The organism is uncultured Brevundimonas sp. (assembly GCF_963977465.1).
In the GTDB taxonomy this organism is placed as follows: domain Bacteria; phylum Pseudomonadota; class Alphaproteobacteria; order Caulobacterales; family Caulobacteraceae; genus Brevundimonas.
Genome location: NZ_CAXBOQ010000004.1, coordinates 119,304 through 145,261, shown reverse-complemented (window position 1 = coordinate 145,261; position 25,958 = coordinate 119,304). Strand labels below are relative to the sequence as shown.

Annotated in this window: 19 protein-coding genes and 1 pseudogene; 17 read left to right on the top strand and 3 right to left on the bottom strand. The window is 66.0% G+C overall.

The features are described 5' to 3' along the window. Positions 1 to 247: 247 nt before the first annotated feature. A pseudogene (locus tag AAC067_RS09805) lies at positions 248 to 1,516 on the top strand (amidase); the annotation flags it as partial. Between the two features lie 67 nt (positions 1,517 to 1,583). Here AAC067_RS09805 and AAC067_RS09800 read toward each other — a convergent pair. After that, positions 1,584 to 2,237, bottom strand: a complete 654-nt coding sequence (locus tag AAC067_RS09800; protein WP_339931993.1) for a peroxiredoxin — start codon at positions 2,235 to 2,237, stop codon at positions 1,584 to 1,586. 120 nt (positions 2,238 to 2,357) lie between these two features. Between AAC067_RS09800 and AAC067_RS09795 the strand changes: the two genes are divergently transcribed. The 3 genes from AAC067_RS09795 (at position 2,358) to AAC067_RS09785 (ending at position 5,212) form a co-directional block, all read left to right on the top strand. Next, entirely contained in the window at positions 2,358 to 2,777 is a 420-nt protein-coding gene (locus tag AAC067_RS09795) for a low affinity iron permease family protein (RefSeq protein ID WP_339931991.1), read from the top strand. Between the two features lie 114 nt (positions 2,778 to 2,891). Next, positions 2,892 to 4,202, top strand: a complete 1,311-nt coding sequence (locus AAC067_RS09790) for an MFS transporter (protein WP_339931989.1) — start codon at positions 2,892 to 2,894, stop codon at positions 4,200 to 4,202. A gap of 23 nt (positions 4,203 to 4,225) precedes the next feature. Further along, positions 4,226 to 5,212: a helix-turn-helix domain-containing protein gene (locus tag AAC067_RS09785; protein WP_339931987.1), complete on the top strand. Its 987-nt coding sequence runs from the start codon at positions 4,226 to 4,228 to the stop codon at positions 5,210 to 5,212. Positions 5,213 to 5,225: 13 nt separating this feature from the next. On the opposite strand, the gene AAC067_RS09780 is transcribed toward AAC067_RS09785, so the two are convergent. Continuing rightward, a complete protein-coding gene (locus AAC067_RS09780) occupies positions 5,226 to 5,924 on the bottom strand; it encodes a hypothetical protein (RefSeq protein ID WP_339931985.1) in 699 nt (232 codons plus the stop codon). Between the two features lie 219 nt (positions 5,925 to 6,143). On the opposite strand from AAC067_RS09780, the gene AAC067_RS09775 reads away from it, so the two are divergent. From AAC067_RS09775 to AAC067_RS09740, 8 genes are all read left to right on the top strand, one after another. Then, on the top strand, positions 6,144 to 8,765 hold the full coding sequence (locus AAC067_RS09775; RefSeq protein ID WP_339931983.1) for a hypothetical protein: 2,622 nt from the start codon (positions 6,144 to 6,146) through the stop codon (positions 8,763 to 8,765). Then, positions 8,762 to 9,655: a mechanosensitive ion channel domain-containing protein gene (locus AAC067_RS09770; protein WP_339931981.1), complete on the top strand. Its 894-nt coding sequence runs from the start codon at positions 8,762 to 8,764 to the stop codon at positions 9,653 to 9,655. Before AAC067_RS09775 ends, AAC067_RS09770 begins: the two co-directional genes overlap by 4 nt. Positions 9,656 to 9,961: 306 nt before the next feature. After that, positions 9,962 to 11,275: an aspartate aminotransferase family protein gene (locus AAC067_RS09765; RefSeq protein WP_339931979.1), complete on the top strand. Its 1,314-nt coding sequence runs from the start codon at positions 9,962 to 9,964 to the stop codon at positions 11,273 to 11,275. A 31-nt stretch (positions 11,276 to 11,306) separates the two neighbouring features. Continuing rightward, on the top strand, positions 11,307 to 13,517 hold the full coding sequence (locus tag AAC067_RS09760; protein ID WP_339931977.1) for a TonB-dependent receptor: 2,211 nt from the start codon (positions 11,307 to 11,309) through the stop codon (positions 13,515 to 13,517). A gap of 115 nt (positions 13,518 to 13,632) precedes the next feature. Next, positions 13,633 to 16,293 (top strand): ABC transporter substrate-binding protein, encoded by a 2,661-nt coding sequence (locus AAC067_RS09755; protein ID WP_339931975.1) that lies wholly within the window; start codon positions 13,633 to 13,635, stop codon positions 16,291 to 16,293. After that, a complete protein-coding gene (locus tag AAC067_RS09750) occupies positions 16,293 to 17,171 on the top strand; it encodes an ABC transporter permease (RefSeq protein WP_339931973.1) in 879 nt (292 codons plus the stop codon). Before AAC067_RS09755 ends, AAC067_RS09750 begins: the two co-directional genes overlap by 1 nt. Next, positions 17,168 to 18,841 (top strand): dipeptide ABC transporter ATP-binding protein, encoded by a 1,674-nt coding sequence (locus tag AAC067_RS09745; RefSeq protein ID WP_339931971.1) that lies wholly within the window; start codon positions 17,168 to 17,170, stop codon positions 18,839 to 18,841. The genes AAC067_RS09750 and AAC067_RS09745 overlap by 4 nt, the downstream gene beginning before the upstream one ends. Next, positions 18,838 to 19,977: a P1 family peptidase gene (locus tag AAC067_RS09740; protein WP_339931969.1), complete on the top strand. Its 1,140-nt coding sequence runs from the start codon at positions 18,838 to 18,840 to the stop codon at positions 19,975 to 19,977. The genes AAC067_RS09745 and AAC067_RS09740 overlap by 4 nt, the downstream gene beginning before the upstream one ends. Before the next feature lie 25 nt (positions 19,978 to 20,002). On the opposite strand, the gene AAC067_RS09735 is transcribed toward AAC067_RS09740, so the two are convergent. Then, positions 20,003 to 20,551, bottom strand: a complete 549-nt coding sequence (locus AAC067_RS09735) for a cupin domain-containing protein (RefSeq protein ID WP_339931967.1) — start codon at positions 20,549 to 20,551, stop codon at positions 20,003 to 20,005. Positions 20,552 to 20,682: 131 nt separating this feature from the next. On the opposite strand from AAC067_RS09735, the gene AAC067_RS09730 reads away from it, so the two are divergent. The 5 genes from AAC067_RS09730 to AAC067_RS09710 are packed head-to-tail and all read left to right on the top strand — an operon-like array spanning position 20,683 to position 25,865. Beyond that, positions 20,683 to 22,131 (top strand): aldehyde dehydrogenase family protein, encoded by a 1,449-nt coding sequence (locus AAC067_RS09730; protein ID WP_339931965.1) that lies wholly within the window; start codon positions 20,683 to 20,685, stop codon positions 22,129 to 22,131. A 7-nt stretch (positions 22,132 to 22,138) separates the two neighbouring features. Continuing rightward, positions 22,139 to 22,885 (top strand): SDR family oxidoreductase, encoded by a 747-nt coding sequence (locus AAC067_RS09725; RefSeq protein WP_339931963.1) that lies wholly within the window; start codon positions 22,139 to 22,141, stop codon positions 22,883 to 22,885. Beyond that, complete coding sequence (gene leuB, locus AAC067_RS09720; RefSeq protein WP_339931961.1) at positions 22,869 to 24,005, top strand: 3-isopropylmalate dehydrogenase; 1,137 nt, start codon at positions 22,869 to 22,871, stop codon at positions 24,003 to 24,005. The genes AAC067_RS09725 and leuB overlap by 17 nt, the downstream gene beginning before the upstream one ends. Positions 24,006 to 24,015: 10 nt before the next feature. Next, positions 24,016 to 25,299, top strand: a complete 1,284-nt coding sequence (locus AAC067_RS09715) for an acetylornithine deacetylase/succinyl-diaminopimelate desuccinylase family protein (protein WP_339931959.1) — start codon at positions 24,016 to 24,018, stop codon at positions 25,297 to 25,299. Positions 25,300 to 25,310: 11 nt separating this feature from the next. After that, positions 25,311 to 25,865: a cupin domain-containing protein gene (locus AAC067_RS09710; protein ID WP_339931957.1), complete on the top strand. Its 555-nt coding sequence runs from the start codon at positions 25,311 to 25,313 to the stop codon at positions 25,863 to 25,865. Positions 25,866 to 25,958: the final 93 nt, after the last annotated feature.

Below are 25,958 nucleotides of genomic sequence, written 5' to 3'. Positions count from 1 at the left end.
TGCCGCCCCCGTGTTGGCACAGGATGCCTCACCGGAAGTTGAACCAGCGCTGGAAGCGGCACAGGCGCAGTGCGGATATTTGCCGCATGAGGTTTCGACCGAAGCCTTGGAAGATCGCGGGACGGCTCTTCAGGTTCTCGCGTTCTATCAATGCGTTGGTGACGCTGTGACGGATCGGGCAATCATTCGCTGGACGGTGCCCGGCCCAATTGAATTCTGGTCACGGCGACAGCGAAACATCCGGGACCTGCCCATCCTGTTGAAAGACAATATCGAGACGCGCGACATGCCGACCACGGCGGGTTCACTGGCCCTGGTCGACAACGCGCCGGGCCGCGACGCGCCGCTGGTGGCGCGGCTGCGCGAGGCGGGAGCCGTCATCTTCGGCAAGACCAATCTGTCGGAATGGGCCAACATCCGCTCGTCCAACTCGATCAGCGGCTGGAGCGCGGTCGGGGGGCAGACGCGCAATCCCTATGATCCGGAACGCACGCCGTGCGGCTCATCGGCGGGCAGCGCGGTGGCGGTGGCCATCGGCCTGGCCCCGGCAGCGATCGGCACCGAGACCAACGGCTCGATCGTCTGCCCTGCCTCGGTCAATGGCGTGGTCGGGTTCAAGCCGACCGTGGGGCTGGTGTCGCGCACCCACATCGTGCCGATCAGCCATTCGCAGGACACGGCCGGGCCGATCACCACCACGGTCGAGGACGCGGCCATCGTGCTGACGGTGATCGCCGGGAGCGATCCGCTGGACCCGGCCACGGTCGAGGCCGATGCGCGCAAGGTCGACTATCGCGCGGCGCTGGACGCCAACAGCCTGCAAGGGACGCGGATCGGAGTGATGCGTTTCCTGCTGTCCAGTTATTCGGACGAGACCCAGGCGGTGTTCGAGACCAATCTGCAGGCGCTGCGCGACGCCGGGGCCGAGCTGGTCGAGATCACGGAGGGGCCGGACATCCGGGCGATCAGCACCGCCGCGCGCCAGGTGTTGATGACCGAACTGAAGGTCGATCTGAACGCCTATCTGGCGTCGACCGATCCGCACCAGGTGCCGACCCGCACGCTGGCCGATCTGATCGCCTTCAACGCCGTCGAGCCGCGTGAGACCGTGCTGTTCGGGCAGGAACTGTTTCTTGTGGCGGAGGCCACCAAGGGACTGGCCGATCCGGCCTATATCGAGGCGCGGGCCAGTTCGTTTCGGATGGCGGGACCCGAGGGCATTGACCGGATGATGGCGGAAAATCGCGTCGTGGCCCTGATTGCCCCGACGACCTCGCGGGCTTGGACCAATGACCCGGATGATGATGACCGCTCGCAGGGGTCGTCCAGCTCACTGGCGGCGGTGGCCGGTTATCCGCACCTGACCGTGCCGATGGGATTCGATCGCGGCATGCCGGTCGGGATCAGCTTCATCGGCGGCAGGTGGGATGATGCGCGTATCCTGTCGCTGGGCCATGCCTATGAGCAACGGACCCATGCGCGGCGCGCACCGGACGTCGGGACCGTGGCCCCGTAGCCGCGTCTGCGCGCATGAAAAAGCCCCGGCGCGACGGCCGGGGCTTGATCCGTTGCCGACCGGCCGATCAGCCGGGCGCTTTGACCGTGCGCAGATAGGGCAGCTTGACGTCGACGTCGCCGAACTTTGCCTTGGCATCCTCGGTCGAAACCGACAGGGCGACGATCACGTCCTGACCGGGCACCCAGTTGGCCGGCGTGGCCAGGGGCATCCCGTCGGTGGCCTGCACGGCGTCGAGCGCGCGCAGGATCTCGGCGAAATTGCGCCCCACCGCCATCGGATAGGACATGGTCAGCCGCACCTTCTTGTCCGGGCCGACGATGAACACCGTGCGGACAGACGCGGAGTCCGCCGCCGTGCGCCCGTCGGGCATATAGGCGTCCGCGGGCAGCATGTCGTACAGTTTGGAGACGTTGAGCGAGGTGTCGTCGATGATCGGAAAGTTGGCCGGCGCGCCGGCGACCTTTTCGATATCGGCTTTCCATTTCACATGGTCGTCGACGCTATCGACGGAAACGCCGATCACCTTGGTGTTGCGCTTTTCGAACTCCGGGGCGAGCTGTGCCACGGCACTGAATTCGGTGGTGCAGACGGGGGTGAAGTCCTTGGGGTGGGAGAACAGGATCGCGTAGCTGTCGCCGACCCAGTCGTGGAACTGGATCTCGCCCGCGGTCGAGGCGGCTGTGAAATCGGGAGCAATATCGTTGATGCGCAGACCCACCGGGCAATCTCCTGTCAGCAAAAAATCCATGGTCGTTCCCGGATATAGGTATTTCATCCGCGCCCTTCCAGACCGGGCGGAACCCTGAATCGGTCAAATCGTTGGGCGAATATGGAGAAGATGTTCATCCGCATGGCCAGCGCCACCGCCCGGATAGCGGGCAAGCCCTGGACCTTTCTGGCCTGTCTCGGGATCGTTGTGATCTGGGCGGCTTCGGGCCCGGTGTTCGGGTTCAATGAGACCTGGCAGCTGGTGATCAATACCGGCACGACCATCGTCACCTTTCTGATGGTCTTCCTGATCCAGAACACCCAGAACCGCGACGCCTCGGCGATGCACGCCAAGATGGACGAACTGCTGCATGCGGTGCGTGGGGCGCAGGAGCGGTTCATCGGTATCGAGCATCTGACAGACCACGAGCTGGCGATCATCCTCGCTGAAGTCGAGGCGCGGGCCCGGAAGAGCCATGCGGATCCGGATCCGGACCCGGCAAAGTCCAGTCCGACACGCGGGCGCCGTGGCAAGGCAGCAGAGTCCTGAACGGTCGGGATGCCGATGGTCGCTGAGGGGTAGACAGGTCGACGATTCTCGCCCCATTGCACTGGGGGGGATTCCAAAAGTGATTGATATATCGACGGTATCGGCAGACCTTTCGTGACGGGGAGAGGGGAGGTCGACGTTCGCTCGACCGGTCCCCGCCTGGTGGTGCTGCTGGGACTGGCGCATTTCGCTGGCTATGCCGACCGCGCCATTCCCGCCGTGTTCGCGCCGGGACTGAAGGCAACCTTCGCCCTGAGCGATGCCCAGCTGGGTGCGCTGCAGGGGGGGCCGTTCGTTCTGAGCTATGTGCTGGCGACCCTGTGGGCCGGGCGGCGCACCGCACGGCAGGTCCGGCCAGGCACCTATGTCGGTCTGTGCATCCTGCTCTGGACCGCCGCTGCGGTGGCCTTTGCCCTGGCGCCCGACTATTCGACGCTGCTGGGTGCCCGGATGGTGTTCGGCGTCGGTCAGGCTGCTTTCGCCCCGGTCGCCCTGGCGATGCTGGCCACGGCCGCCCCGATCGCCGCTATCCAGCCAGTCGGCATCTTTACCGCCGGTTCGGCCACCGGAAGGAGCGGCGGTATGCTGTTGGGCGGACTGGTGCTGACTCTGGCTGCCGCGACCGGACTGACGGCGGTGATCGAGCCGTGGCGCATCGCGGCCCTGTTGATGCTGGTCCCCAATCTGCTTCTGGCGGTCAGCTTTCTGGCGCGGCGGACGTCGGGACCCGCGCCGGCTCCGGCCGGTGGCGGACTGGCCGACGCCCTGCGCTGGGCAGCCGGCCGGCCGTGGACGCTCACACTGTATATGGTCGCCGCCTGCGGCATGGTGATGATGGTCCAGTCACTCGGCGCGTGGAGTCCCTCCATCATCGGGCGTCAGTTCAGCATGGGTCCAGCCGCCGCCGCGGTGCTGGTGGGGGCGGTGACCCTGCTGGCGGCCCCGACCGGTCATTTGCTGGCCGGACGGAGTGCCACCGCCGGTCAATTCAGGGCACACGGGCCGGGTCTGGCCCTGGGGGGCAGCGCGGCCCTGGCGATACCGTCGGTGATCGGACTGAGCCTGGCTCCGACACCGGCTCTGGCCGCGGTCTGTCTGGTGGCCCTGATCGTCGCCAGCGGGTTCGGTGCGGCGATGGCCCTGATCGGTCTGCAGGGCCTGGCACCGCCCCGGCTGCAGCGTGGCATGAACAGCGGGTTTCTCGTGCTGGTAACGATATTCGGAACGGCGGCCGGTCCCCTGATCACCGGAGCGGTCAGCGACCGGATCGCGTCGAATGGTCTGGCGCTGGGTCTGGCCCTGGCAATCGTGGTGACGAGCGCGGGCCTGATCGTGATCGCTGCTGCCCTCGCCGGTTCCGGCGGCTGGATGCGCCTCACCGCCGACATCCGGGCCGGTGCCGTCGCGCCGGATCACCTGAAATAGTGTTTCCTGAATTGACGCCCCTCATGCCCGACCAGTTCCAGTTTTCGAGCGCCGGCCTCACGGAAAATGAGGCCTTCGGCAAATACGTCCGGCTGTACAGCGGCGGCTCCGACGTCAGCCGGGGCGAGGGCAGTTTTCACGCCCGGGTGCGGGCGTGGCGGATGGACAATCTGCTGCTGTTCGAACGGAATCTCTCGGGCGTGATACATGCCCGGTCCGGCCGGGCGAATACCGACGGCTTCGACCATATCGTCATTACCCTGGTGCTGGCGGGGCAGGTCGTGGGCGGTGCGGACAGCGGTTTCATCGAAGCGGAACCGGGAGACATCTATCTGACCGATACGCTGCGCCCGTCGCGCACGGCGTTCCACAATGCCCACGTCCTGACCGCGAGCGTCGCCCGCACCCTCGTCGGGGTGGCCCTCGGGAGCCACGCCGGCCTGCATGGGCGGGTGCTCAAGGCTCCGGAGAATCTGGTGCTGGCCGACTTCATGCAGTCGCTGGCCCGTCACGGCGATCTGCTGCGCCCGGAGGTGCTGGCCAGTTTGGGGCGCGCCTTCATCGATGTCCTGTCCTCGGCCACCCTGGTCGATCGGCCTGGCGGGGGCGAGGCCCGGCGCAAGGACTTTGTGCGCCGGGAAACCGTCAAGCGCCATATCCTCGACAACCTCGGCCATCCGGATCTGTCGGTGGAGTCGATCAGCAAGGCCACAGGCATCTCGCGCTCCGGCCTGTATCGGTTGTTCGAGATGGAGGGGGGGATCGCCGGACTGATCCTGGACCGACGGCTGGAAGCGGTCCGCGGCGCGCTCGACCGACGGGCCGGGACGACCCTGGACGGGTTGGCGACACAGTTCGGCTTTTCGAACGCAACGGCGATGGGCCGGTCGTTCACTGAGGCCTACGGCGTGTCTGCCCTGACCTATCGCAAGGCCGTTGCGGCCACCGCGCCCGGTGACAGCGATGACAGTCAGCGTCGCTGGGAGAGTTGGCTGATCGAGATTACCTGAGACGACGGAAAGGCTAGCCGCCCGTCACATAGATTGTGCAGGTCGAGGAGTCGCCGGTCAGGGGATTGGCGAAGGAGACCACCTGGGCCACGGGGTTCGCGAATACGTGGCCGAGCAGTTCGAGAAACGCTGCGTCGGGCGCGTCGTCGGACCAGAGGGCGAAGACCCCGCCGGGCGTCAACCAGGACTTCATCCGCGTCAGGCCCTCGGCCGTATAGAAGCGCGCATGGGCGGGATTCAGCAGCCGGTACGGCGAATGGTCGATGTCCAGCAGGATGACGTCCCACAGACCGCCTTCGGTCGGGTCGGTGTCGAACAGGCTGAAGAAGTCGACGTGGGTCAGGATGCAGCGGGGATTGGTCCCGAGGCTCTCGCCGATCGGCACCAGCCCTTCGCGGTGCCAGTCGATCACCGCTTCGATCGCATCGGCGACCTCAACCGAAGTTACCCGGGGGTCGGTCAGGGCTGCTTGGGCCGTATAGCCGAGACCCAGACCGCCGACGAGAACCTTCAGCTCGGTGCCACTCGCCCGGGCCAGGCCCAGCGTGGCCAGCTCCGTCTCGCCGACCGTGAACAGGCTGGACATCAGATGTTCTTCGCCGAGGATGACCTCGACCACGTCCTGATCCAGCGCCGAAACCCAGCGACGCCGCAGGATGATCGGCCCCATGGGGGTGACGCGATAGTCCAGTTCCTCGATCAGACGCGACAAACAACGACTCCTGGCGACAGATGTGGGCCGTCACCATCGACCATCGATCCGCGCGATGCACGTGCTGATCGAACGAAACCCGGGGCGGGACCACGTTTGACGAGGGATGATCCCGATATTGCCGAGCGCCCCGAAACTGCTAGGCAGGGAGGATGACACCGACGGTCGGAATATCGGGGCGCGAACCGTGCCCCCGACCAGTCGAAAAGGCCCGCGCCCGTGAGATTTGCCACCGCCCTGACACTGGCCCTGTTTCTCATCACGTCCGCGGGCGGGGTCCAGGCGACACCGCGCGTGGACCCGAACCTTCTGGTCACTCCGCCGGCGAGCGAAGCGCCGGTACTCCCCGCTGAAATCACGGCAGAAGCGGCAGAGCAGCAGGCCCGTCTGGACGCGGCTCACCGGGCCCGGTTGGCCGCCCAGCGCCAGATCGAAACCGAACAGCGCGAGTTGGCGACCTATGGGGAGTCCCTGGCGGCGGCCGGGGCGGCGCTGGATGCGGCGGCACAGCGACATGCCCTCGAGACCGAGGCGGCTCTGGGGCTGCGCCAGCAGGCGCTGGAAGCGCGCAGCGACCCCGCGATGGCTGATGCGGTTTATGGCGACCTCCGGGCCGAGTTGCGGGCCACGCGCCAGCGTCTGGGGGCCACGCTTGACGCCATGCAGGGGCAGGCCGATCTGGCACCCGTGCCGTCCGCCTCTGTCGATGCGCTGGCACCCGGTGTCGAGCGAACCGCCGTGCGGGCGCAGCGTGGCGTGCTCGAGGCGCGACGGGCGCAACTGGTCATCCGACTGCACGACGGCAACCGGACCGAGGCGCGCCTGCTTCTGGCTCGTCTGACCACGCTGAACGAGGCCCGTCTCGATCTGTTGCCGCATCTGTCAGCGGGCAAGCGTCGGGCGACGACGGGCTTTACCCCGGCAGGCTGGAATCAGGTGTCGGCGGAGTTCGAACACCTGGTGCTGATCGTCCGCTACCATGCCCATACGCTGGTGGAGGCGACGCGATCGGGGGTGATCGGGCGGGATATCTTGTCTGCCAGCGCCCTTCTGGCGGCCTCGACCCTGTTGTGGATCCTCGTCCTGGCCGGTTTCGCCCTGTGGCGCGCGACGGCCCGACGGGTCCTGCCGCTCTGGGAGCAGGGTCTGCAGGAGAAGCACCGGGCGACGCTGCGGTCGACGCCCGACCCGCGTCTGTGGGGGCTGCGCCTGTTCATTGCGGTGCGCGGCCCGCTGGAATGGCTGATCATGCTGTCCGCGCTGCGGGCGTCACTGCCCGCCCATGTGCAAAACCTGCTGGAAGTGGAAATCATCGGGCTGGTCGTCGGTTGGACGCTGATTGCGGCTGTGGCCTCGCGGTTGCTGGATGCCTTGCTCGGGGCCGGCAATGACCGGTTGGGCCGGCGGGCGCGCGAGCTGGGCCCGTTGCGCCTGCGGTCGATGCGGCTGGTGAGCAATGTTGTCGTCGGCTTCATCCTGGTGCTGACCTTGACGGCCAAGCTGGTCGGCGAGGGGGCTTTCCACAACTGGGTGGCCTCGACCGGCTGGCTGGCGGCGCTGCTGACCGTGCTGATCCTGATTATCTGGTGGCGAGGCGAGGTCTTCGAACAGCTGGATCGCCATCGTCGCCCCAATGCGCTGCAGCGCTGGGTGCTGGCCAATCGTACGGGACGGACTGCCGCTGTGGCGGCGGTGCTGGGGACCGCCGATGTGGTGATCCGCAGTGTCAGTCGAACGATCCGTACGGTCGGCAGTCGTTTCATCTCCGTCCGGCGCACCCTGGCCTTCCTGTTCCGACAGGAACTGAGCCGTGCCGACCGCAATACGGTCTCGGACCTTGTCCCTCTGCCGGAAGACGCGTTCGCCAACCTGTCACCCGAGGTGCATGGCGAAACCTGGGTCGCGACCCGGCTGGAACCGATGCTGGATCTGCTGGCCCAGCGCAGTGGGGGTGGCCTGGTCGTCCTGGTCGGTGAGCGTGGCTCGGGCAAGACTGCGGCGCTCCGGCAGCTGCAGCAGCGAATGGACGGAGCCCGGCTGGTGAAGGCTGATGAGCTGGACCCGGCGGCCGCGGGCCGCCGTTCGCCGTCGCGCGCCCGCGCCCAAACGGTCGTTCCTGCGGTAATGCTGGTCGACGATCTGGAGGCCCTGGTGCGGTTCGACGTCGGCGGCCTGTCGGCGCTGGATACCTGTCTGGACCTGGCCCGTGAGACCGCCGACCGGACCCTGTGGGTGCTGGCGATCGACAGCGCCGTCTGGGACCTGGTTTGTCGTCTGCGCAGTGTGTCCACGGTATTCAATACGGTGATCGAAGTCCCGCACTGGACCGATATGGCGATCGCCGAACTGTTGCAGGCCCGGGTCGCTGAGGCGGGAATCACGCCCGGCTACGACCGAATGATCGAGGATCTGACGGATCTCGACGACATCGATCGCCGGGAAGCGGTGGAGGCCAAGAATGCCGCCTTCATGCTGCTGTTGTGGGATGCATCAGACGGCAATCCGGGGGTCGCCCTGCATCTTTGGCGCTCGGTGCTGGGCGTGGCTGCGGACGGTACAGTCTTCGTTCGTCCGTTGGATCCGGTGATCGAGGCGGCGATCGAGCGTTTGCCGCTGGAGGCCCTGTTCATCTACCGGGCGGTGCTGCGACAGGCCGGGGCCAGACCGGCGGAGATCGTCGCGGCCACGCGCCTGCCAGCCGCCACGGTTGCGGATGTGCTGCGATCCGGCGTCCAGACGGGACACCTGCTCATCCGCGACGGCGGTCATCATGTGTCCTGGGACTGGTACCGCGCGTTGACCCGTAGTCTGGTCCGTCGCCATCTGGGGAGCATCGCATGATCCGCCGTGTCGCACCTGTCCTGCGCCCTATAGTGCCGGGGGCCGGGCTGGCGCTTTTTGCCGCCGGTTCCGCGCAGGCCCAGGACCAAGTCGACATCAGCCAGCTGGCCGGATTCATCCAGTGGGGCGGGGTGGCCGCCTCGGTCGTCGTTTTTGTTCTGGCCCTCGTCCTGCTGCGCGGGCTGGAACATCTGTCGAAAATCCTGTGCGAGCGTTTCGTCAGCCGGCGGCCGACGATCCAGATGGTCGAATCGGCTGCGCGCTTCATCGTCTATCTGATCACCATCATTATCGCCGTGCGGCTGAGCCTGAGGATGGACGCCACGGCCCTGACCGTCATCGGTGGGGGCCTCGCCTTCGCGGTCGGTTTCGCCATGCGCGATCTGGTGGCGGCGGTGATCGCCGGGATCACCATCATGTTCGACCGGCCGTTCCAGGTCGGCGACCGGGTCGAGTACGCGGGCCAGTATGGCGATGTGGTCAAGATCGGTCTGCGCAGCGTTCGGATGAACACGCTGGACCACAACGTCATCACCATTCCCAACAACAAGGTGCTGACCGACGTCACCTCCAGCGGCAACTACGGGGCCCTGGAGATGCAGGTCCCGTTCGAGATGGTGATCGGCCCCGATGAGGACCTGGAGCTGGCCATGACCCTGGTGCAGGAGGCCTGTCTGACCAGCCCCTATGCCTATCTGGACGAGCCCGCTCCGGTGCTGGCCAAACAGGTGCTGGAGGGCAATTTCGCGCTGATCCGCATCACCGCCCGCCCCTATGTATTTGAGGCCAGGCACGAGAAGAGTTTCGAGACCGATGTGACGCTGCGGGTGCGGCGCGCCTTCCGCGAGCACGGCATCGCCGGTCCGACTGTGGTCCTCGCCCGGGTCTGACCGAAACTCCCCCGGAACCATGGCGCGTGAGCTCTCCACCAAAATCAGAGACGGGGGATTCAGCGCAGCCTGCCCGACGGCCTGAGGTCGCGGTCCCGACTGCGCCGAGGCAGGCGAGCCGACCTGCCGCACCAGTGCTGTCAGCGATGTCCGTAGGCAGATGATCCGAAATCGATGCGACTGATCGAAATTCTAATCGCTCTCAGAAATAAAACAGCTATATCAGTGCCATAGCTTTGCAAAGAAATAGGCTTGCGGGTCGGAGGAAGCGGGCCGTCTAATGTTGTCACGAGGAAGGGGGCCACGATGCAGAACGGAACGATCGACCTGAACGCCTTCTGGATGCCCTTCACGGCGAACCGGGATTTCAAGCAGACTCCGCGTCAGTTCGGCTCGGCTGGGGGGATGCACTATTACACGCCCGACGGCAGTCCCGTTCTGGACGGAACGGCGGGGCTGTGGTGCGTCAACGCCGGGCATTGCCGCACGGCCATCGTCGATGCCATCGCTCACCAGGCCGCGACGCTGGACTATGCGCCGACGTTCCAGCTGGGCCATCCCAAGGTCTTCGAACTGGCGACGCGACTGGCCGACCTGTTCCCGGGCGACATCAACAGGGTGTTTTTCGCCGGGTCGGGCTCGGAGGCGGTCGATACCGCGCTGAAGATCGCGCTGGCCTATCATCGTGCCAACGGTCAGCCCGAGCGCACGCGGTTCATCGGCCGCCAGCGTGGCTATCACGGCGTCGGCTTCGGCGGGATTTCTGTGGGCGGGCTGGACAACAACCGGCGCGGCTTCACGCTTCTGCCCGGTGTCGATCATCTGTCGCATACCCATAACCTCGAGCATGCGGCATTCACCCGCGGTCAGCCCGAATGGGGCGCGCATCTGGCCGATGAGCTGGAAGAGCTGATCGCGCTGCGCGGGGCCGAGACCATCGCCGCCGTCATCGTCGAGCCGCTGGCCGGATCGACGGGGGTGCTGGTGCCGCCGGTTGGTTATCTGGAGCGACTGCGCGAGATCAGCGAACGCCATGGGGTGCTGCTGATCTTTGACGAGGTCATTACCGGCTTCGGTCGTCTGGGCGCGGCGACCGCCGCCGAACTGTTTGACGTGACCCCCGACATGATCGTCTGTGCCAAGGGTCTGACCAACGGGGCCGTGCCGATGGGCGCGGTCGGGGTGCGCGACTTCGTGCACGATACCATCGTCGACGCCAGCGAGGGCGGCATCGAATTCTTCCACGGCTACACCTATTCCGGTCATCCGCTGGCCGCGGCTGCGGGCCTGGCCACGCTGGACGTCTATGCCGATGAGGGCCTGTTCGACCGCGCCGCCGGTCTGGCCTCGTTGTGGCAGGAGCAGGTGCATGGGCTGGGTAATGTTCCGCATGTCATCGACATCCGAAATCTGGGGCTGGTGGCGGGGATCGAGATGTCGCCGCGTCCCGGCGCGCCCGGCGCGCGGGGGACCGAGGTCTTTCACACCTGTTTCGATCAAGGCGTTCTGGTTCGCGTGACGGGCGACACGATCGCCCTGTCGCCGCCCCTGATCGTCACGCCCGACCAGATTGCGCAAATGCTCGACTGTGTTTCCGACGCAATTCATCAAACCAACTGACCACCACGTCCACAACGAGGGGAAGATTGCTATGAGACAGTATCTTTTAGGGGCTTCGGTTATCGCTCTTGCGGTCGCCGCCTCGACCACTGCCATGGCGCAGACGGCACCCGCCGCCAGGCCCCAGGTAGCAACCGCAATCGACGACGTCATCGTCACCGCCCAGCGGCGGGAACAGGCGGCACAGGATGTCGGTATCGCGCTCAGCGTGCTGTCGGGTGAGGAGCTGACCAATCGGGGCATCACTAACGTCAACCAGTTGCAGACCGCCACACCGAACCTCGAGATCGAGCCGGCGTTCGGCGGCGGCGCGGCCCAGTTCCGCCTGCGCGGGGTCGGTTTTCAGGACTATGCCTCGAACAACTCGCCGACCGTAGGCGTCTACGTCAACGAGGTTGCCTATCCGGTTCCGGTGATGACCCAGGGACTGATCTTTGACATCGATCGGGTCGAGGTTCTGCGCGGACCGCAGGGGACGCTCTACGGGCGTAACACTACCGGCGGGGCCATCAGCTTTGTGACCCGCAGGCCGACCGAGGTCATGAGCGCCGGGATCAAGGGTGAATACGCGACCTTTGATGCCGTTCAGATCGAGGGTTATGTCTCGGGCCCGATCAGCGAAAACGTTAAGGGCCGGCTGGCCGCCATGACCCAGCAGGGCGGTGGCTTCCAGTACAATCGCGATACCGGGGAATCACTGGGCGATGCTGATCGCACCGGATTGCGGGGTCTTCTGACATTCGAACCGACTGCCGACCTGTCGTTCACCCTGGATGTGCACGGTGGCATCGACAAATCCGAGAACGAAGGTCTGTATCTGCTCAGCCCGCTGGTCACGCGTCTGGGTGGGCCGGGCTCCGTCACCATTCCCGCCGACATCGATCACCGGGCGACCGGTTGGGGCCTGTCGCCCCGCTTCGCCGCCGAGACGGGGCGCGACATCAACGCCAAGCCCGGTCGGGACAATTCATCGTGGGGCACGTCCCTGAACGGCCACTACGATTTCGAAACGATGCGCCTGACCAGCATCACCAGCTATGAAACCCTGGATCGTAGCGAATACGGTGACTGGGACTCCTCACCCTCGGTCGAGGCAGACACATTCTTCGCGAGTGACGTTTCGGTCTTTTCGCAGGAGTTTCGACTGTCGTCGGATGCCGATGGGCCGCTGAATTGGGTTGCCGGCGTCTATTATTCGAAGCAGGAGCTGGACGAGCGGTACTCGTCGGACTTCATCGATATCTACGGCACCTATGGTCAGGTGGCCTATGCCCAGGAAGTTGAGTCCTACAGCATCTTTGGTCAGGCCGAATACCAGTTCAGCGACGAGTTCAAGGTGATCGGCGGCCTGCGTTACGAAGAGGAGACGCGGAGCCTTGAGGGGTTCGGTACAGCGTTCGGTGGTGCCACGGCCCTGCCGCCGACGTCAGTCGATACCGAGATGACCCCATTGACCGGCAAGGTCGCGCTTGAGTTTACGCCCAGCGACAACCTTCTGATCTACGGATCGTTCAGCCGCGGTGCCAAGTCTGGCGGTTTCACCACCTACAACACCGGCAGTGCCAGCGGCATCGAGCCGTTTCGACCGGAAATCCTTCTCGCCTATGAGGTCGGGTTCAAGGCGGATCCGACGCGGTCGTTCCAGCTGAATGGCGCAGCCTATTTCTACGACTATACCGACCAGCAGGTGCTGTCAGCGGTGTGGGGGGTCAACGGTCCGGTCGGCAAATTTGCCAACGTGCCGTCGTCGGAAATCTACGGGGCCGAGCTGGAAGGCACCTGGCGGCCCGTCCCGAATCTGCGGATCACCCAGTCGATCAGCTACAAGCACGGCGAATATACCGAGTTCTTCGATCTGGATGTCCCTGCTTCGCGACTGGCCAATGCAGCCGTCTTTGTCGACAAGTCGGGCGTTGAAATCCCGTTCCCGGCGGTCAGCTATGGCGGTTCGGTTGGCTATGACTGGATGGTGGATAGCCTGGATGTCATGGCCGAGGTCAACTACAGCTTCCGCGACGAATATCCGTCGTGGCTGGGTGTGAAATACGACGTGCCGTCCTACTGGCTGGTCAATGCCAGTGTGATGATATCGCCGCAGATCGGACCGTGGTCCGCCGCCCTGTTCGTTCGCAATCTGTTCGACCAGGAATATGACCTGACGCGCAACTTCTTCACCTCGGCCGATATCGCCCAGCCGGGCCGGCCGCGTACCTTCGGCGTGCGTTTGAGCTATCAGTACTGAGACAGTCGCGGCGGCCCGGTTATCCGGACCGCCGCCTGTGCCCGCACCGGACACCGGCCGTTGGCCGGTGGTCGGCGCGTGCTGGATAGTCGGGCTGTCGAGAAGAAGGTCGGAGATGAGTACCGCTACCGCAACCGCCACCACTTCGCCTGATCGGTCCGGACGCCGTCGGATGGGTCTGGGTCGGCGACTGCTTGCCGCCGCGGGAGTCGGTGTGGCGGTGCTTATCTGTGCGTTCGGCAGTCTGGCTTCCGCCCAGACTCCGTCGGCTGTGTCCGGTCCTCCGCCAGCTCTGGAAGTCTCGCCCACCGGCGACCGGCTGGTGCTGGGTCTGCCGCTGGAGCCGCCCAATCTCGACCCGACGGTCGGGGCGGCGGCGGCCGTGGACGAGGTTGTTTACGGGAATATCTTTGAGGGGCTGACGCGGATCACCGCCAGCGGCCTGCCGGCACCCGCACTGGCGCTGTCATGGGAAGTGTCGCCGGACGGTCTGGCGTGGGTGTTTCACCTTCGCCCCGGCGTCCGGTTCCAGGACGGGACTCCCTTCGACGCCAGCGTGGCCAAATTCTCGCTAGACCGGATCACGGCACCCGGGTCGACCAATGCCCAAAAGGCGCTGTTCGAACCGATACGGGCAGTGACGGTGATCGATCCGCTGACCCTGCGCATCAGTCTGAACCGTCCGGTGGCGGCTCTGCCGTCCCTGCTGGGATGGGGCGACGCGGTGATGGTGGCCCCCGGATCAGCGGCGACCAATGCGACCAATCCGGTCGGTACAGGTCCCTATCGTCTGTCGAGCTGGCAGAAGGGCGCGGCGCTGACCCTGACGCGCAATGACGACTATTGGGGCAGCGTTCCGCGTATCGGCGCGGTGGTGTTCCGCTTCATCAGCGATCCCAGTGCCGCCTTCGCCGCGATGAGCGCGGGCGACATCGACGCCTTTCCCAACTATCCAGCACCGGAAAACGTGGCCCAGTTTCGCCGTGACCCGCGCTTCAAGGTCATGGTCGGGGCCTCGGAGGGCAAGGTGATTCTGGGCATCAACAACCGGATCGCGCCGTTCAACGACGTCCGGGTGCGGCGCGCGATTGCCCATGCCGTCGACCGGCAGGCGCTGATCGACGGGGCCATGTTCAGCTTCGGCGAGCCTATCGGCAGCCATTTCGCCCGGCAGGACGCCGGCTATGTCGACCTGACCAATCTGTATCCGCATGATCCGGCGCGGGCCCGCGCTCTGCTGGCCGAGGCCGGCTATCCGAACGGCATCGATGTGACGCTGAGGTTGCCGCCGCGGCCCTATGCCCGACGCAGCGGCGAGGTGCTGGCGTCGCAATTGGCCGAGGCCGGAATCCGGGTGAAGATCGAGAATCTGGAATGGGCCCAGTGGCTGGACCAGGTGTTCAAACGCCACCAGTTCGACCTGACGATCGTCGAGCATGTTGAGCCGATGGATTACGACATCTATGGCCGCAAGGACTACTATTTCGGGTACGACAATGCTGCCTTCGACGCCCTTCTGGCGCGGCTGAACGCGGCCCCGGATGAGGCGACTCGGCTGGCGCTGCTGGGCGATATCCAGCGCAAGATCGCCGATGACTCGGTCAATGCCTTCCTGTTCCAGTCGTCGCGCATCGGCATCTGGAAAGCCGATCTGAATGGCCTGTGGGTCAATGCGCCCATTGCCGCCAATGTGGTCGCCGGGGCCTGGTTCGAGGGCGCTTCGGGGACGGCGGCGAAAGGCCCGACCGCGCCGCGGGACGGGCTGCCGTGGGGCTGGTTGTCGCTGGCCGCTGCCGTGGCCCTGCTGGCCTATGCGACGCTTCGGTTCGGGGCGGCCTATGTGGCGAGCAAGCTGGCGGGTCATGCCCTGACGCTGGCGGCGGCGACCGTGGTCATCTTTCTGCTGCTGCAGGTCGTTCCGGGCGATCCGGCGGCCTATATGATGGGGCTGAACGCGAGCCCGGAGGCGGTCGACGCCCTGCGTCAGCAGATGGGTCTGGATGGCTCGATGCTGGATCGCTACCTCGGCTGGGTCGGCGGCATGTTCAGCGGGAATTTCGGTGTCAGCTACACCTACCAGTCGCCGGTCGCCTCGCTCATCGTCGAGCGGTTCCAGGTCTCGGGGCCGCTGGCCCTGCTGGCCACGATCATGTCGCTGGTGGTCGCGATTCCGATCGGTCTGATCGCCGCGAGCCGTCGCGGCTCGGCCGTGGACATGGGTCTGATCGGGGTGACACAGGTCGGGGTGGCCCTGCCCAATTTCTGGATCGCCATGCTGCTGATCCTGGCCTTCTCGGTCAATCTGGGCTGGTTCTCGGCGGGCGGCTTTCCCGGCTGGGAGGCCGGGTTCTGGCCGGCACTGAAGGCGCTGATCCTGCCAGCCGTAGCCCTGGCCGCTCCCCAGGCGGCGATCCTGGCGCGGGTGCTGCGGACCGCTCTGCTGGATACGATGAACGAGGACTATGTGCGCACAGCCCGGGCGAAGGGACTGAGCCAGTCGCAGGCCCTGTGGCGGCATGCGCTCCGGAACGCGACCATTCCGCTCCTGACCATTCTGGGACTGCAGTTTCCGTTCCTTTTGGCGGGCGGCATCATCATCGAGAACGTCTTCTCCTTGCCGGGTCTTGGGCGGCTGGTGTTCCAGGCCATCACCCAGCGTGACCTGATCGTGGTGCAGGGCGTGGTGGTGGTTCTGGTGTTCGCCGTGGTGGCCGTCGGCTTCCTGATTGACCTGGCCTATGTCGCCGTCGATCCGCGTTTGAGGGGCCGCCGCTGATGACCGTACCTGTTGTCGAGACGCCCGAGACTGCCGCACCCGTCGGAAAGGCACCGCTGCGTGTGCCGCCCGCCCTGATCGTGGGCGGCGCGATGACGTTGTTTACGGTCGCCGTCGCCTTGATTTCGCTGGTCTGGACGCCGTTTGACGTCGAGGCGATCCGCATCGGCGACAAGCTGCTGGCACCGTCGGCTGCGCACTGGATGGGCACCGACCATTTCGGGCGCGATGTGCTGTCGATGGTCATGGTCGGATCGCAGACCTCGCTCGTCGTGGCCCTGGTCGCGGTCGGTATCGGGGTCGGGGTCGGCGTGCCGCTGGGCCTGGCGGCAGCGGCGCGCGGTGGGCTGGTTGATGACGCGGTGATGCGGACCAACGATTTGATCTTCGCCTTCCCCGCCCTGTTGCTGGCCGTGATGATCACAGCCGTGTTCGGAGCCGGGGCCATCAATGCCGTGATCGCCATCGGTATATTCAACATCCCGGTCTTCGCCCGCGTCAGCCGGGGCGCGGCGCTGAGCCTGTGGACGCGCGACTATGTTCTGGCGGCGCGCACAGCGGGCAAGACCTCGGGGCAGATTTCGCGGCAACACATCCTGCCCAATCTGACCAGTCTTCTGGTCGTGCAGGCGGCGATCCAGTTCGCCCTGGGCATCGTCGCTGAGGCCGGGCTGTCCTATGTCGGTCTGGGGGCCCAGCCGCCGATACCGAGTTGGGGCCGGATGCTGGCCGAGGCCCAGACCATGATCGGTTTCGCGCCCTGGCTGGCGATCTTCCCCGGCGTGGCCATCGTGTTTGTGGTGCTGGGCCTGAGCCTGACCGGCGACGGTTTGCGTGATGCCCTGGATCCGCGCGTGCGGCGGGAGCGTGGCGCATGAGCCCGACCCTGACCCCAACCCTTGCGATCCGCGACCTGAACGTCTCCATCGGTGACATCCCGATCTTGAAGGGGGTGTCGTTCGATGTCCCGCCGGGACAGGTGATGGGGCTGGTCGGCGAATCCGGATCCGGCAAGTCGATGACGGCGCTGGCGGTCATGGGCCTGTTGCCACCGCGATCCGAAGCCTCGGGCGATATCCGCCTGCAGGACGTGGCCGTGCCCTATGCCGACGATGCGGCGATGCGGTCGGTCCGCGGGCGCGAGGTCGGGATGATCTTTCAGGAGCCGATGACGGCCCTGAATCCGCTGATGTTGATCGGCGATCAGGTCGCGGAGACGATCCGCATTCACACGAAGGCGACGCACAAGGCGGCGCTGGCGACCGCGGCGCGGATGCTGGAGCGGGTCGGTCTGCCCAACGACCTGTTCCCGCTGAGTCGCTATCCGCATGAGTTGTCGGGCGGTCAGCGGCAGCGTGTGGCGATCGCTATCGCCATCGCCCTGACGCCGAAATTGCTGATCGCCGACGAACCGACGACGGCACTGGACGTGACCACCCAGGCCCAGATCCTTGAGTTGCTGAAGACCCTGGTTCGCGAAGACGGCATGGGCATGATTCTGATCACCCACGACCTCGCCGTCGTCGCCGAGACCGCCGACCGGGTGGCGGTGATGAAGTCGGGCGAGATCGTCGAACAGGGCGAGGTCGGTCGAATTCTGGCCAACCCGGCATCGGGTGGCATGGCCCACCCCTATTCCCGGCGGCTTCTGGCCGACGCCACCCATGCGCCCGTGCGACGCTCGAAGCCCCGTGAGGGGGCACCAGTTCTGGTCGTGGACGGCATCGTGCGTGAATATCCCGGGGCCAGTCGCCTGTTCGGCCGAAGTGCACCCAAGCGGGCCGTGGACGGGGTCAGCTTCTCGATCCAGCCGGGCGAGAGCGTTGGCCTGGTCGGGGAGTCCGGTTGCGGCAAGTCGACCCTGTTGCGCACGGTCCTGGCGCTCGACACGCCGCAGGCGGGGTCCGTGCGGGTCATGGGCGAGGATTTCACGAACGCACGTGGGGCCGCCCTGAAACGTCTGCGCCGTCATGTGCAGGTGGTGTTCCAGGACCCCTATGGCAGTTTCGATCCGCGTTGGCGGGTCGAGCAGCTGGTGGCCGAGAATTTCCACCTGCTGGACGAACGGCCCGACCGGATCGAGGGGCGACGGCGGGTCGAGGCCATGCTGGATCAGGTGGGTCTAAGCCCAGCGGATGCTGACCGGTTTCCGCATGAGTTCTCGGGCGGGCAGCGGCAGCGCATCGCCATCGCCCGGGCCTTGATCACCAATCCGTCGATTATCGCGCTGGATGAGGCGGTGTCGGCGCTGGACGTGTCGATCCGCGCCCAGGTGCTGGACCTGTTGGCTGATCTGTCCGACCGTCTGGGCCTATCCTATCTGTTCGTGACCCATGACCTGACGGTGGTGCGGGCGATCACCGATCGGCTGATGGTGATGCAGGGCGGCCGGATCGTCGAGACCGGGACGACCGAGACCGTCTTCACCGCGCCGGCGCACGACTATACCCGCAGCCTGCTGGCGGCGACGCCGGACCTGGCGCGCAATATTCTGGCCCTCGACGACTCGCGGGCACCAATTTCGACATCACAGGAGACTGAGCGATGAACCGTAGAACCATGCTGGGATCGATGGCGCTGATCGGGGCCGCTGGCTCCCTGGCCGGCCGTGCCGCCGCAGCCGCACCGGACGTTGTCGGACCGAACGCCCCCGCCGTGACGATCGGCGGGACCGGTCGCCTGAACCTGATCACCGACGTGCCCGGTCTCAAGGTCGGTCAGGCTCAGGACGCCGGGGCGCGAACCGGCGTGACCGTCATCCTGGCCGACACACCGGCGACGGCGGCGGTTGATGTGCGCGGTGGCGGACCGGCCAGCCGCGAAACTGACGTGCTGCGGCCCGAAAATCTGGTGCAGCAGGTCGACGCAATCGTGCTGTCGGGTGGCTCGGTCTATGGTCTGGGCTCGGGCGACGGCATCACCGCCTGGCTGGGCGCGCAGGGCAAGGGATTCGGCTTCGGCCCCAAGGTCGCGGGCATTCCGTTCTCGCCCATCGTGCCGACGGTCAGCCTCTATGACCTGGCTAATGGCGGCAACAAGGAGTGGGGCACCGAGCCGCCCTACCGGACGCTGGCCGTACAGGCGGCGGAATCCGCTTCATCCCAGTTCGATCTGGGCACGGCGGGCTGTGGCTACGGGGCCAAGGCCGGATCGCTCAAGGGCGGCGTCGGCTCGGCCTCGGCGGTGCTGAGCACCGGCTATACGGTCGGGGCCATCGTCGGCGTCAACAGTGCCGGCTCTGTGGTCGCGCCCGGTGGCAACACCTTCTGGTCGGCTCCCTACGAGATCGACGGCGAGTTCGGCGGACTGGGATCCAGTGGCCTGTCAGCGGCGGGCGACGAATGGGGCGCAGCCAAGCCCAATCCGCGTGCCGGCGAGAACACCACCATTGCCCTGGTCGCCACCGATGTGGCCCTGACCCGGGTCGAGTGCCAGCGCGTCGCCATCATGGCCCAGGACGGCATGGCGCGCGCCATCCGCCCGTCGCACGCCCCGTTCGATGGCGACATCGTCTTCTGCATCTCGACCGAGAAGCAACAGATCCCCGAAGGCGCGATGCGTCAGTTTGTGGTGGCCCAGATCGGCGCGGCCGCGGCGGACGTGCTGGCCCGTGCCATCGCCCGCGGCGTCTATCATGCCACGAACTGGGACGGCGTGACCGGTGAGGCCTGGAGCGACCTGTAGACAAAGACCCAGCCGCGCCGCCCGGTCAGAAACTGGGCGGCGTGCAGGCGCTGACGACGCGGCAGGGTTCGGTCCCGACGCAGCGGAAGCGATGCGGTTTCTGGCTCTCGAAATAGTAGGCGTCGCCGGGTCCCAGGACCCGGCGTTCGCCGTCCACGGTAACCTCCAGCCGCCCGCTGATGACTACCGCCCCTTCCTCGCCGTCGTGCATCAGGGGGACCCGACCGGTGTCGGCACCCGGCTCATAGGTTTCGCTGAGAATCTGCAGGCTGCGGCCGAACATGGTCTCGCCGACCTGACGGTAGGAGATCGGACCCTTGCCGATCTCGGTCAGTTCATCGACGCCGTAGAAAAAGCGCGACGGGGCGTCGGGTTCTATGGCGAAAAACTCAGCCAGACCGATGGGGATACCATCCAGGATTCGTTTCAACGCCCCGATCGAGGGGTTCATGCGGTTGGCCTCGATCAGGGATATGGTCGAGTTGGTGACCCCCGACAGGCGGGCCAGTTCACGCTGTGACAGGTCCTGCCGCTCGCGGACGAAGCGCAACCGGGTTCCGACATCGACACTCATGGGGTGGCTTCCTGTTGCGGGTGTTGCGGATCGGACAAATGATGACGGTTCGATCGCATGAATTCAATGGCTTGAGGAAGTTCAGAAAAGGACTTGTTGTGTCTGACGCAATGGAGCCCAATCGCGGTCCAATGACTTTTCGTATTCCAGCACCCCAAATTCTGATCGACGGCCAGTGGCGTGATGCTGACGCCGGGCAGACGCTGCCGGTCGAGGATCCCTCGAGCGGCGAGACCTTCGCCCACATCGCCGCCGGAACCGCGCGCGATGTCGATGCTGCGGTGGCCGCAGCGCGCGCGGCGCTGGCGGGTGAGTGGGGGGCGATGCCGGCGTTCGAGCGCGGCCGGGTCCTGGCGCGCATCGGCCATGCCGTGCTGGAGCAGATTGACGATCTGGCCCACCTCGAGGCCCGCGACGTCGGCAAGCCGCTGAAACAGGCACGGGCTGACGTTGTGGCCTTGGCCCGGTACCTGGAATTCTACGCCGGTGCCGCCGACAAGATCCACGGCGAGACCATACCGTTCCAGGCCGGGTACACAGTCTACACCCTGCGCGAGCCGCACGGGGTGACGGGCCACATCATCCCATGGAACTATCCTATGCAGATCATCGGCCGGTCGGTGACGGCGGCGCTGGTCATGGGCAATGCGGCGGTGCTGAAGCCGGCCGAGCAGGCGTCGCTGACATCAATGGCCTTCGCCCGGATCGCGACCGAGGCGGGCCTGCCGGCCGGGGCGCTGAACGTGGTGACGGGGCTGGGGGCGGTCGTCGGCGCGGCCCTGGCCGGGCACCGCGACGTCAACCATGTGTCCTTTACCGGCTCGACCGGGGTCGGGGTGGAAATTCAGAAGGCGGCGGCAGACAATGCTGTGCCGGTCACGCTGGAGCTGGGCGGCAAGTCGCCGCAGATCGTGTTCGACGATGCCGATCTGGACAAGGCGCTGCCCTTCCTCGTCAACGCGGGAATCCAGAATGCCGGCCAGACCTGTTCGGCGGGTTCGCGCATTCTGATCCAGCGCGGGGTCCATGACCGGCTGCTGGCAAAATTGGTCGAACGCTATCAGACGCTGACGGCCGGACCGGCCCTGGCCGATCACGATCTCGGCCCGCTGATTTCCGCCAAACAGAAGGCCATGGTCTCGGCCTATCTGGAGCTTGGGCGGCAGGAGGGTCTGATCGTCGCCGAGGGGCGGGTGTCACCGGACGCGCCCGCCGACGGTCACTACGTACCGCCGACCCTGTTCGCCAATGTGACACCGGATCATCGTCTGGCGCAGGAAGAGATCTTCGGACCCGCCGTCGTCGTCATTCCGTTTGACACGGAAGACGAGGCCGTGGCCATCGCCAACGGCACGGCCTTCGGGCTGGTGGCCGGGGTCTGGACCGCCGATGGCGGACGCCAGATGCGGATGGCCAAACGCCTGCATGCCGGACAGGTCTTCCTCAACAACTACGGCGCGGCCGGCGGTGTGGAACTGCCGTTCGGCGGTGTCGGCAAATCGGGCCACGGACGCGAGAAGGGGTTCGAGGCGCTGTACGGCTTCTCCACCCTCAAGACCGTCGCGGCCCATCACGGTTAGGATGACCATGAAACTGCAAGGCAAGACCGCGATCGTGACCGGAGGGGCTTCCGGCTTTGGGGAGGGCATTGTGCGCCGTTTCGCGGAGGAGGGCGCGCGCGTCGTCGTCGCCGATCGCAATGGAGAGGCGGCCCGGGCGCTGGCGGAAGAGCTGGGTGATGCGTCGCTGGGTCTTCGCGTCGACGTGGCCAATGCCGCCGATGTCGTAGGCCTGGTCGAGCAGACCCTGGAGCTGACCGGGCGGCTCGACATCCTGGTCAATAATGCCGGGGTGGGACACACGCCCCAGCCGATGGAAACCCTGTCGGAAGAAGAATTCGACCGCATCTTTTCGGTCAATGCCAAGGCCATCTATCTGCTGGCGCGTGAGGTCGTGCCGGTGATGAAGTCGGCGGGCGGCGGCGCGATCCTGAATATCGCCTCGACCGGCGGGGTCAGTCCGCGACCGAACCTGACCTGGTACAATGCCTCCAAGGGCTGGGTGATCACCGCGACCCGGGCCATGGCGGTCGAACTGGCCGCGTCGCAGATCCGGGTCAATGCGCTGAACCCGGTGGCCGGCGAAACGCCGCTGCTGAAGACCTTTATGGGCGAGGACACACCCGAGGTCCGGGCCAAATTCCTGTCGTCGATCCCGCTGGGCCGGTTCTCGACCCCGGCCGACATGGGCGCGGCGGCGGCCTTCCTGTGTTCGGACGACGCCTCGATGATCACCGGCGTGGCGCTGGAGGTGGACGGTGGCCGCTGCATCTGACGCCAAAACGTTTCGCGTTCTGGTCCTGCCCGGCGACGGCATAGGGCCCGAGATCGTCAGCCAGACCCTGAGGGTGATGCGCTGGTTCGAGGCGACACAGGGTTTCCGCTTCGAGGTCGTCGAGGGTCTGGCCGGGGGCGCGTCGATCGATGCGACCGGCGAGCCGATCACCCAGGCGGTGGTCGATCAGGCCGTGGCCTCGGACGCCGTGCTGTTCGGGGCGGTCGGGGGACCGAAATGGGACGCCCTGCCGCGCGCCCGGCGGCCCGAGATGGGCATACTGAGGCTGCGTCAGACGATGGACCTCTACGCCAATCTTCGCCCCGCAGTGTGTTTCGACGAACTGCTCGACGCCTCGGCGGTAAAGCCTGAGCTGATCGCCGGTCTGGATATCATGATCGTGCGTGAGGCGACGGCGGGGGTCTATTTCAGCCTGCCGCGCGCCACCGAGACCGGTCCCGACGGCCAGCGCCGCGCTTATGACACTCAGGCCTATACCGAGGCGGAGATCGCCCGGGTCTGCCGGACGGCCTTTGAGCTCGCCCGCGGTCGCAGCGGCCGGGTCTGTTCGGTCGACAAGGCCAATGTGATGGAGACCGGGGCGCTGTGGCGGACGGTGGCGACCGAGGTCGGGGCCCAATATCCCGACGTCGCGCTGAGCCACATGTACGCCGACAATTGCGCCATGCAGCTGGTACGACGGCCCAAACAGTTTGATGTCATCGTCACCGACAATCTGTTCGGCGATATTCTGTCCGACGCCGCCGCCGCCCTGACCGGGTCGCTGGGGCTGTTGCCGTCGGCCTCGCTGGCCGGGCTGGACAATCCGGGCCGCAGCCGGGCGCTGTATGAGCCGATCCACGGCTCCGCACCCGACATTGCCGGAACCGGCAAGGCCAATCCGATCGGCACCATCCTGTCGTTCGGCATGGCCCTGCGGCATTCGTTCAATGCGCCCGAGGCGGCCGACCTGCTCGAGCTGGCGGTGCGCCGGGTCGTGGCGTCGGGCGTGCGCACGCCGGATATCGCCGCGCCCGGCGTCGACGCGGTCTCGACCATTGAGATGACCGATGCGGTGCTGACCGCCCTCGATACCCTTTCGCCTGACACCAAAAAATGAGGTTCGACCGATGAGCACCCGCGATTTGACCGAGCTGATGGACAGCATCGCAGGACGGACCGAGGAATTGGTCGCCCTGACCCAGGATTTGATCCGGTTTCCGACTGTCAACCCGCCGGGCGAGGCCTATCGCCCCTGCGCCGAATACATCGGCGACCGGCTGAGGAAGCGCGGCTTCCAGGTGGAATATGTGCGCGCGCTCGGTGCACCCGGGGACTCCGACCAGTATCCGCGCATCAACGTTGTTGCGCGTCGCGAGGGATCGCGCCCCGGGCCCTGCGTGCATTTCAACAGCCATATCGATGTGGTCGAAACCGGCGCGGGCTGGACGGTTGATCCGTTCGGCGGCGAGGTGAAGGACGGCAAGGTCTATGGCCGTGGGGCCTGCGACATGAAGGGCGGGCTGGCGTCCTCAATTATCGCGGTCGAGGCCCTGGTCGATTCCGGTCTCGACCTGCCCGGTGCGCTGGAGATTTCCGGCACGGTCGACGAGGAGTCGGGCGGTTATGGCGGCGTGGCCTATCTGGCCGAGCGCGGCTGGTTCTCGAAGCCGCGCGTCGATCATGTGATCATTCCCGAACCGCTGAATGTCGACCGCGTGTGCATCGGCCACCGGGGCGTGTGGTGGGCCGAGATCGAGACCAAGGGGCGGATCGCCCACGGCTCCATGCCCTTCCTCGGCGACTCCGCCATCCGCCACATGAATGCGGTGATGCAGTCGTTCGAAGACAAGCTCTATCCGGCCATGGCCCTGCGCCATTCGGACATGCCGGTGGTGCCCGAAGGGGCCCGGCAGTCGACGATGAACATCAACTCGATCCACGGTGGCCAGGGCGAGGCGTTCGAGGGACTGCCCGCGCCGTGCGTCGCCGACTCCTCACGGATGATCATCGATCGTCGCTTCCTGATTGAGGAAAGCCTTGAGGACGTCCGGGGCGAGGTCGTGGCTCTGCTGGACGAACTGGCGGCAACCCGGCCGGAGTTCAAATACCATATCAAGGACCTGTTCCAGGTCGCGCCCAGCATGGCGGACCGCGACGGTCCTGTGGCCAGCATCACGGCACGCGCCATCGAGACGGTGCTGGGGCGCAAGGCCCAGTTCGTCTGCTCGCCGGGCACCTATGACCAGAAGCACGTCGACCGGATCGGCAAGCTTAAGGACTGCATCGCTTACGGGCCGGGCGTCCTCGATCTGGCGCACCAGCCCGACGAATGGGTCGGCATCGACGACATGGTCGCGGCAGCCCAGGTGATGGCGCGTGCCGCCTACGGCCTGTTGCACGGGGAGCGCTGAGGCGGGACACAGTGGAGCACGTAGACAATATCGTCGGCCCCAAGCTGCAGCTATTGAGGGCCAAGCTGGGACTGAGTCAGCGCGCCCTGGCCAGAAAGGCGGGGGTGCCGTCCAGCACCGTTTCCCTGATCGAAAGCGGCAAATCGAGCCCGTCGGTCGGCTCGCTGAAACGTCTGCTCGACGCCGCCGGCCTGTCGCTGGGAGAATTCTTCAGCCAGGAGTCAGATCTGCGGCCGAAGGTGTTCTTCCGCAACGAAGAGCTGATGGAAATATCCAAGGGCGATGTCTGTTACCGGCAGCTGGGACACGGCCAGCCGACCAGCCTGCAAATTCTCCACGAGACCTATCAGCCGGGTGCGGACAGTGGGCGGGTACCGCTGTCGCATGAGGGCGAGGAAGGCGGGCTGATCATCGCCGGTCGGCTGGAAGTGACAGTCGACGATCAGATCCGGGTGCTGAAAGCGGGGGACGGTTATCTGTTTTCCAGCCAGTTGCCCCACCGGTTCCGCAATCCCGGCCGTGAGCCTTGCGTGGTCGTCAGCGCCTGCACCCCACCGTCCTTCTGACCTCGTCGCGATGATCGCTGACCGGTACCCCGGCGCGAAAGACTCATCGGCGCTGATCGATCATGGTCCGTCGACACCGCCTTCAGGATGTTG

Excerpts from the sequence above, each read along its gene's own strand:
- AAC067_RS09770 (WP_339931981.1), top strand. The coding sequence starts at position 8,762 with ATGATCCGCCGTGTCGCACCTGTCCTGCGCCCTATAGTGCCGGGGGCC.
- AAC067_RS09725 (WP_339931963.1), top strand. The coding sequence starts at position 22,139 with ATGAAACTGCAAGGCAAGACCGCGATCGTGACCGGAGGGGCTTCCGGC.
- AAC067_RS09730 (WP_339931965.1), top strand. The coding sequence starts at position 20,683 with ATGACTTTTCGTATTCCAGCACCCCAAATTCTGATCGACGGCCAGTGG.
- AAC067_RS09715 (WP_339931959.1), top strand. The coding sequence starts at position 24,016 with ATGAGCACCCGCGATTTGACCGAGCTGATGGACAGCATCGCAGGACGG.
- AAC067_RS09755 (WP_339931975.1), top strand. The coding sequence starts at position 13,633 with ATGAGTACCGCTACCGCAACCGCCACCACTTCGCCTGATCGGTCCGGA.
- AAC067_RS09765 (WP_339931979.1), top strand. The coding sequence starts at position 9,962 with ATGCAGAACGGAACGATCGACCTGAACGCCTTCTGGATGCCCTTCACG.
- AAC067_RS09750 (WP_339931973.1), top strand. The coding sequence starts at position 16,293 with ATGACCGTACCTGTTGTCGAGACGCCCGAGACTGCCGCACCCGTCGGA.
- AAC067_RS09735 (WP_339931967.1), bottom strand. The coding sequence starts at position 20,551 with ATGAGTGTCGATGTCGGAACCCGGTTGCGCTTCGTCCGCGAGCGGCAG.
- AAC067_RS09740 (WP_339931969.1), top strand. The coding sequence starts at position 18,838 with ATGAACCGTAGAACCATGCTGGGATCGATGGCGCTGATCGGGGCCGCT.
- AAC067_RS09745 (WP_339931971.1), top strand. The coding sequence starts at position 17,168 with ATGAGCCCGACCCTGACCCCAACCCTTGCGATCCGCGACCTGAACGTC.
- AAC067_RS09760 (WP_339931977.1), top strand. The coding sequence starts at position 11,307 with ATGAGACAGTATCTTTTAGGGGCTTCGGTTATCGCTCTTGCGGTCGCC.
- AAC067_RS09785 (WP_339931987.1), top strand. The coding sequence starts at position 4,226 with ATGCCCGACCAGTTCCAGTTTTCGAGCGCCGGCCTCACGGAAAATGAG.
- AAC067_RS09795 (WP_339931991.1), top strand. The coding sequence starts at position 2,358 with ATGTTCATCCGCATGGCCAGCGCCACCGCCCGGATAGCGGGCAAGCCC.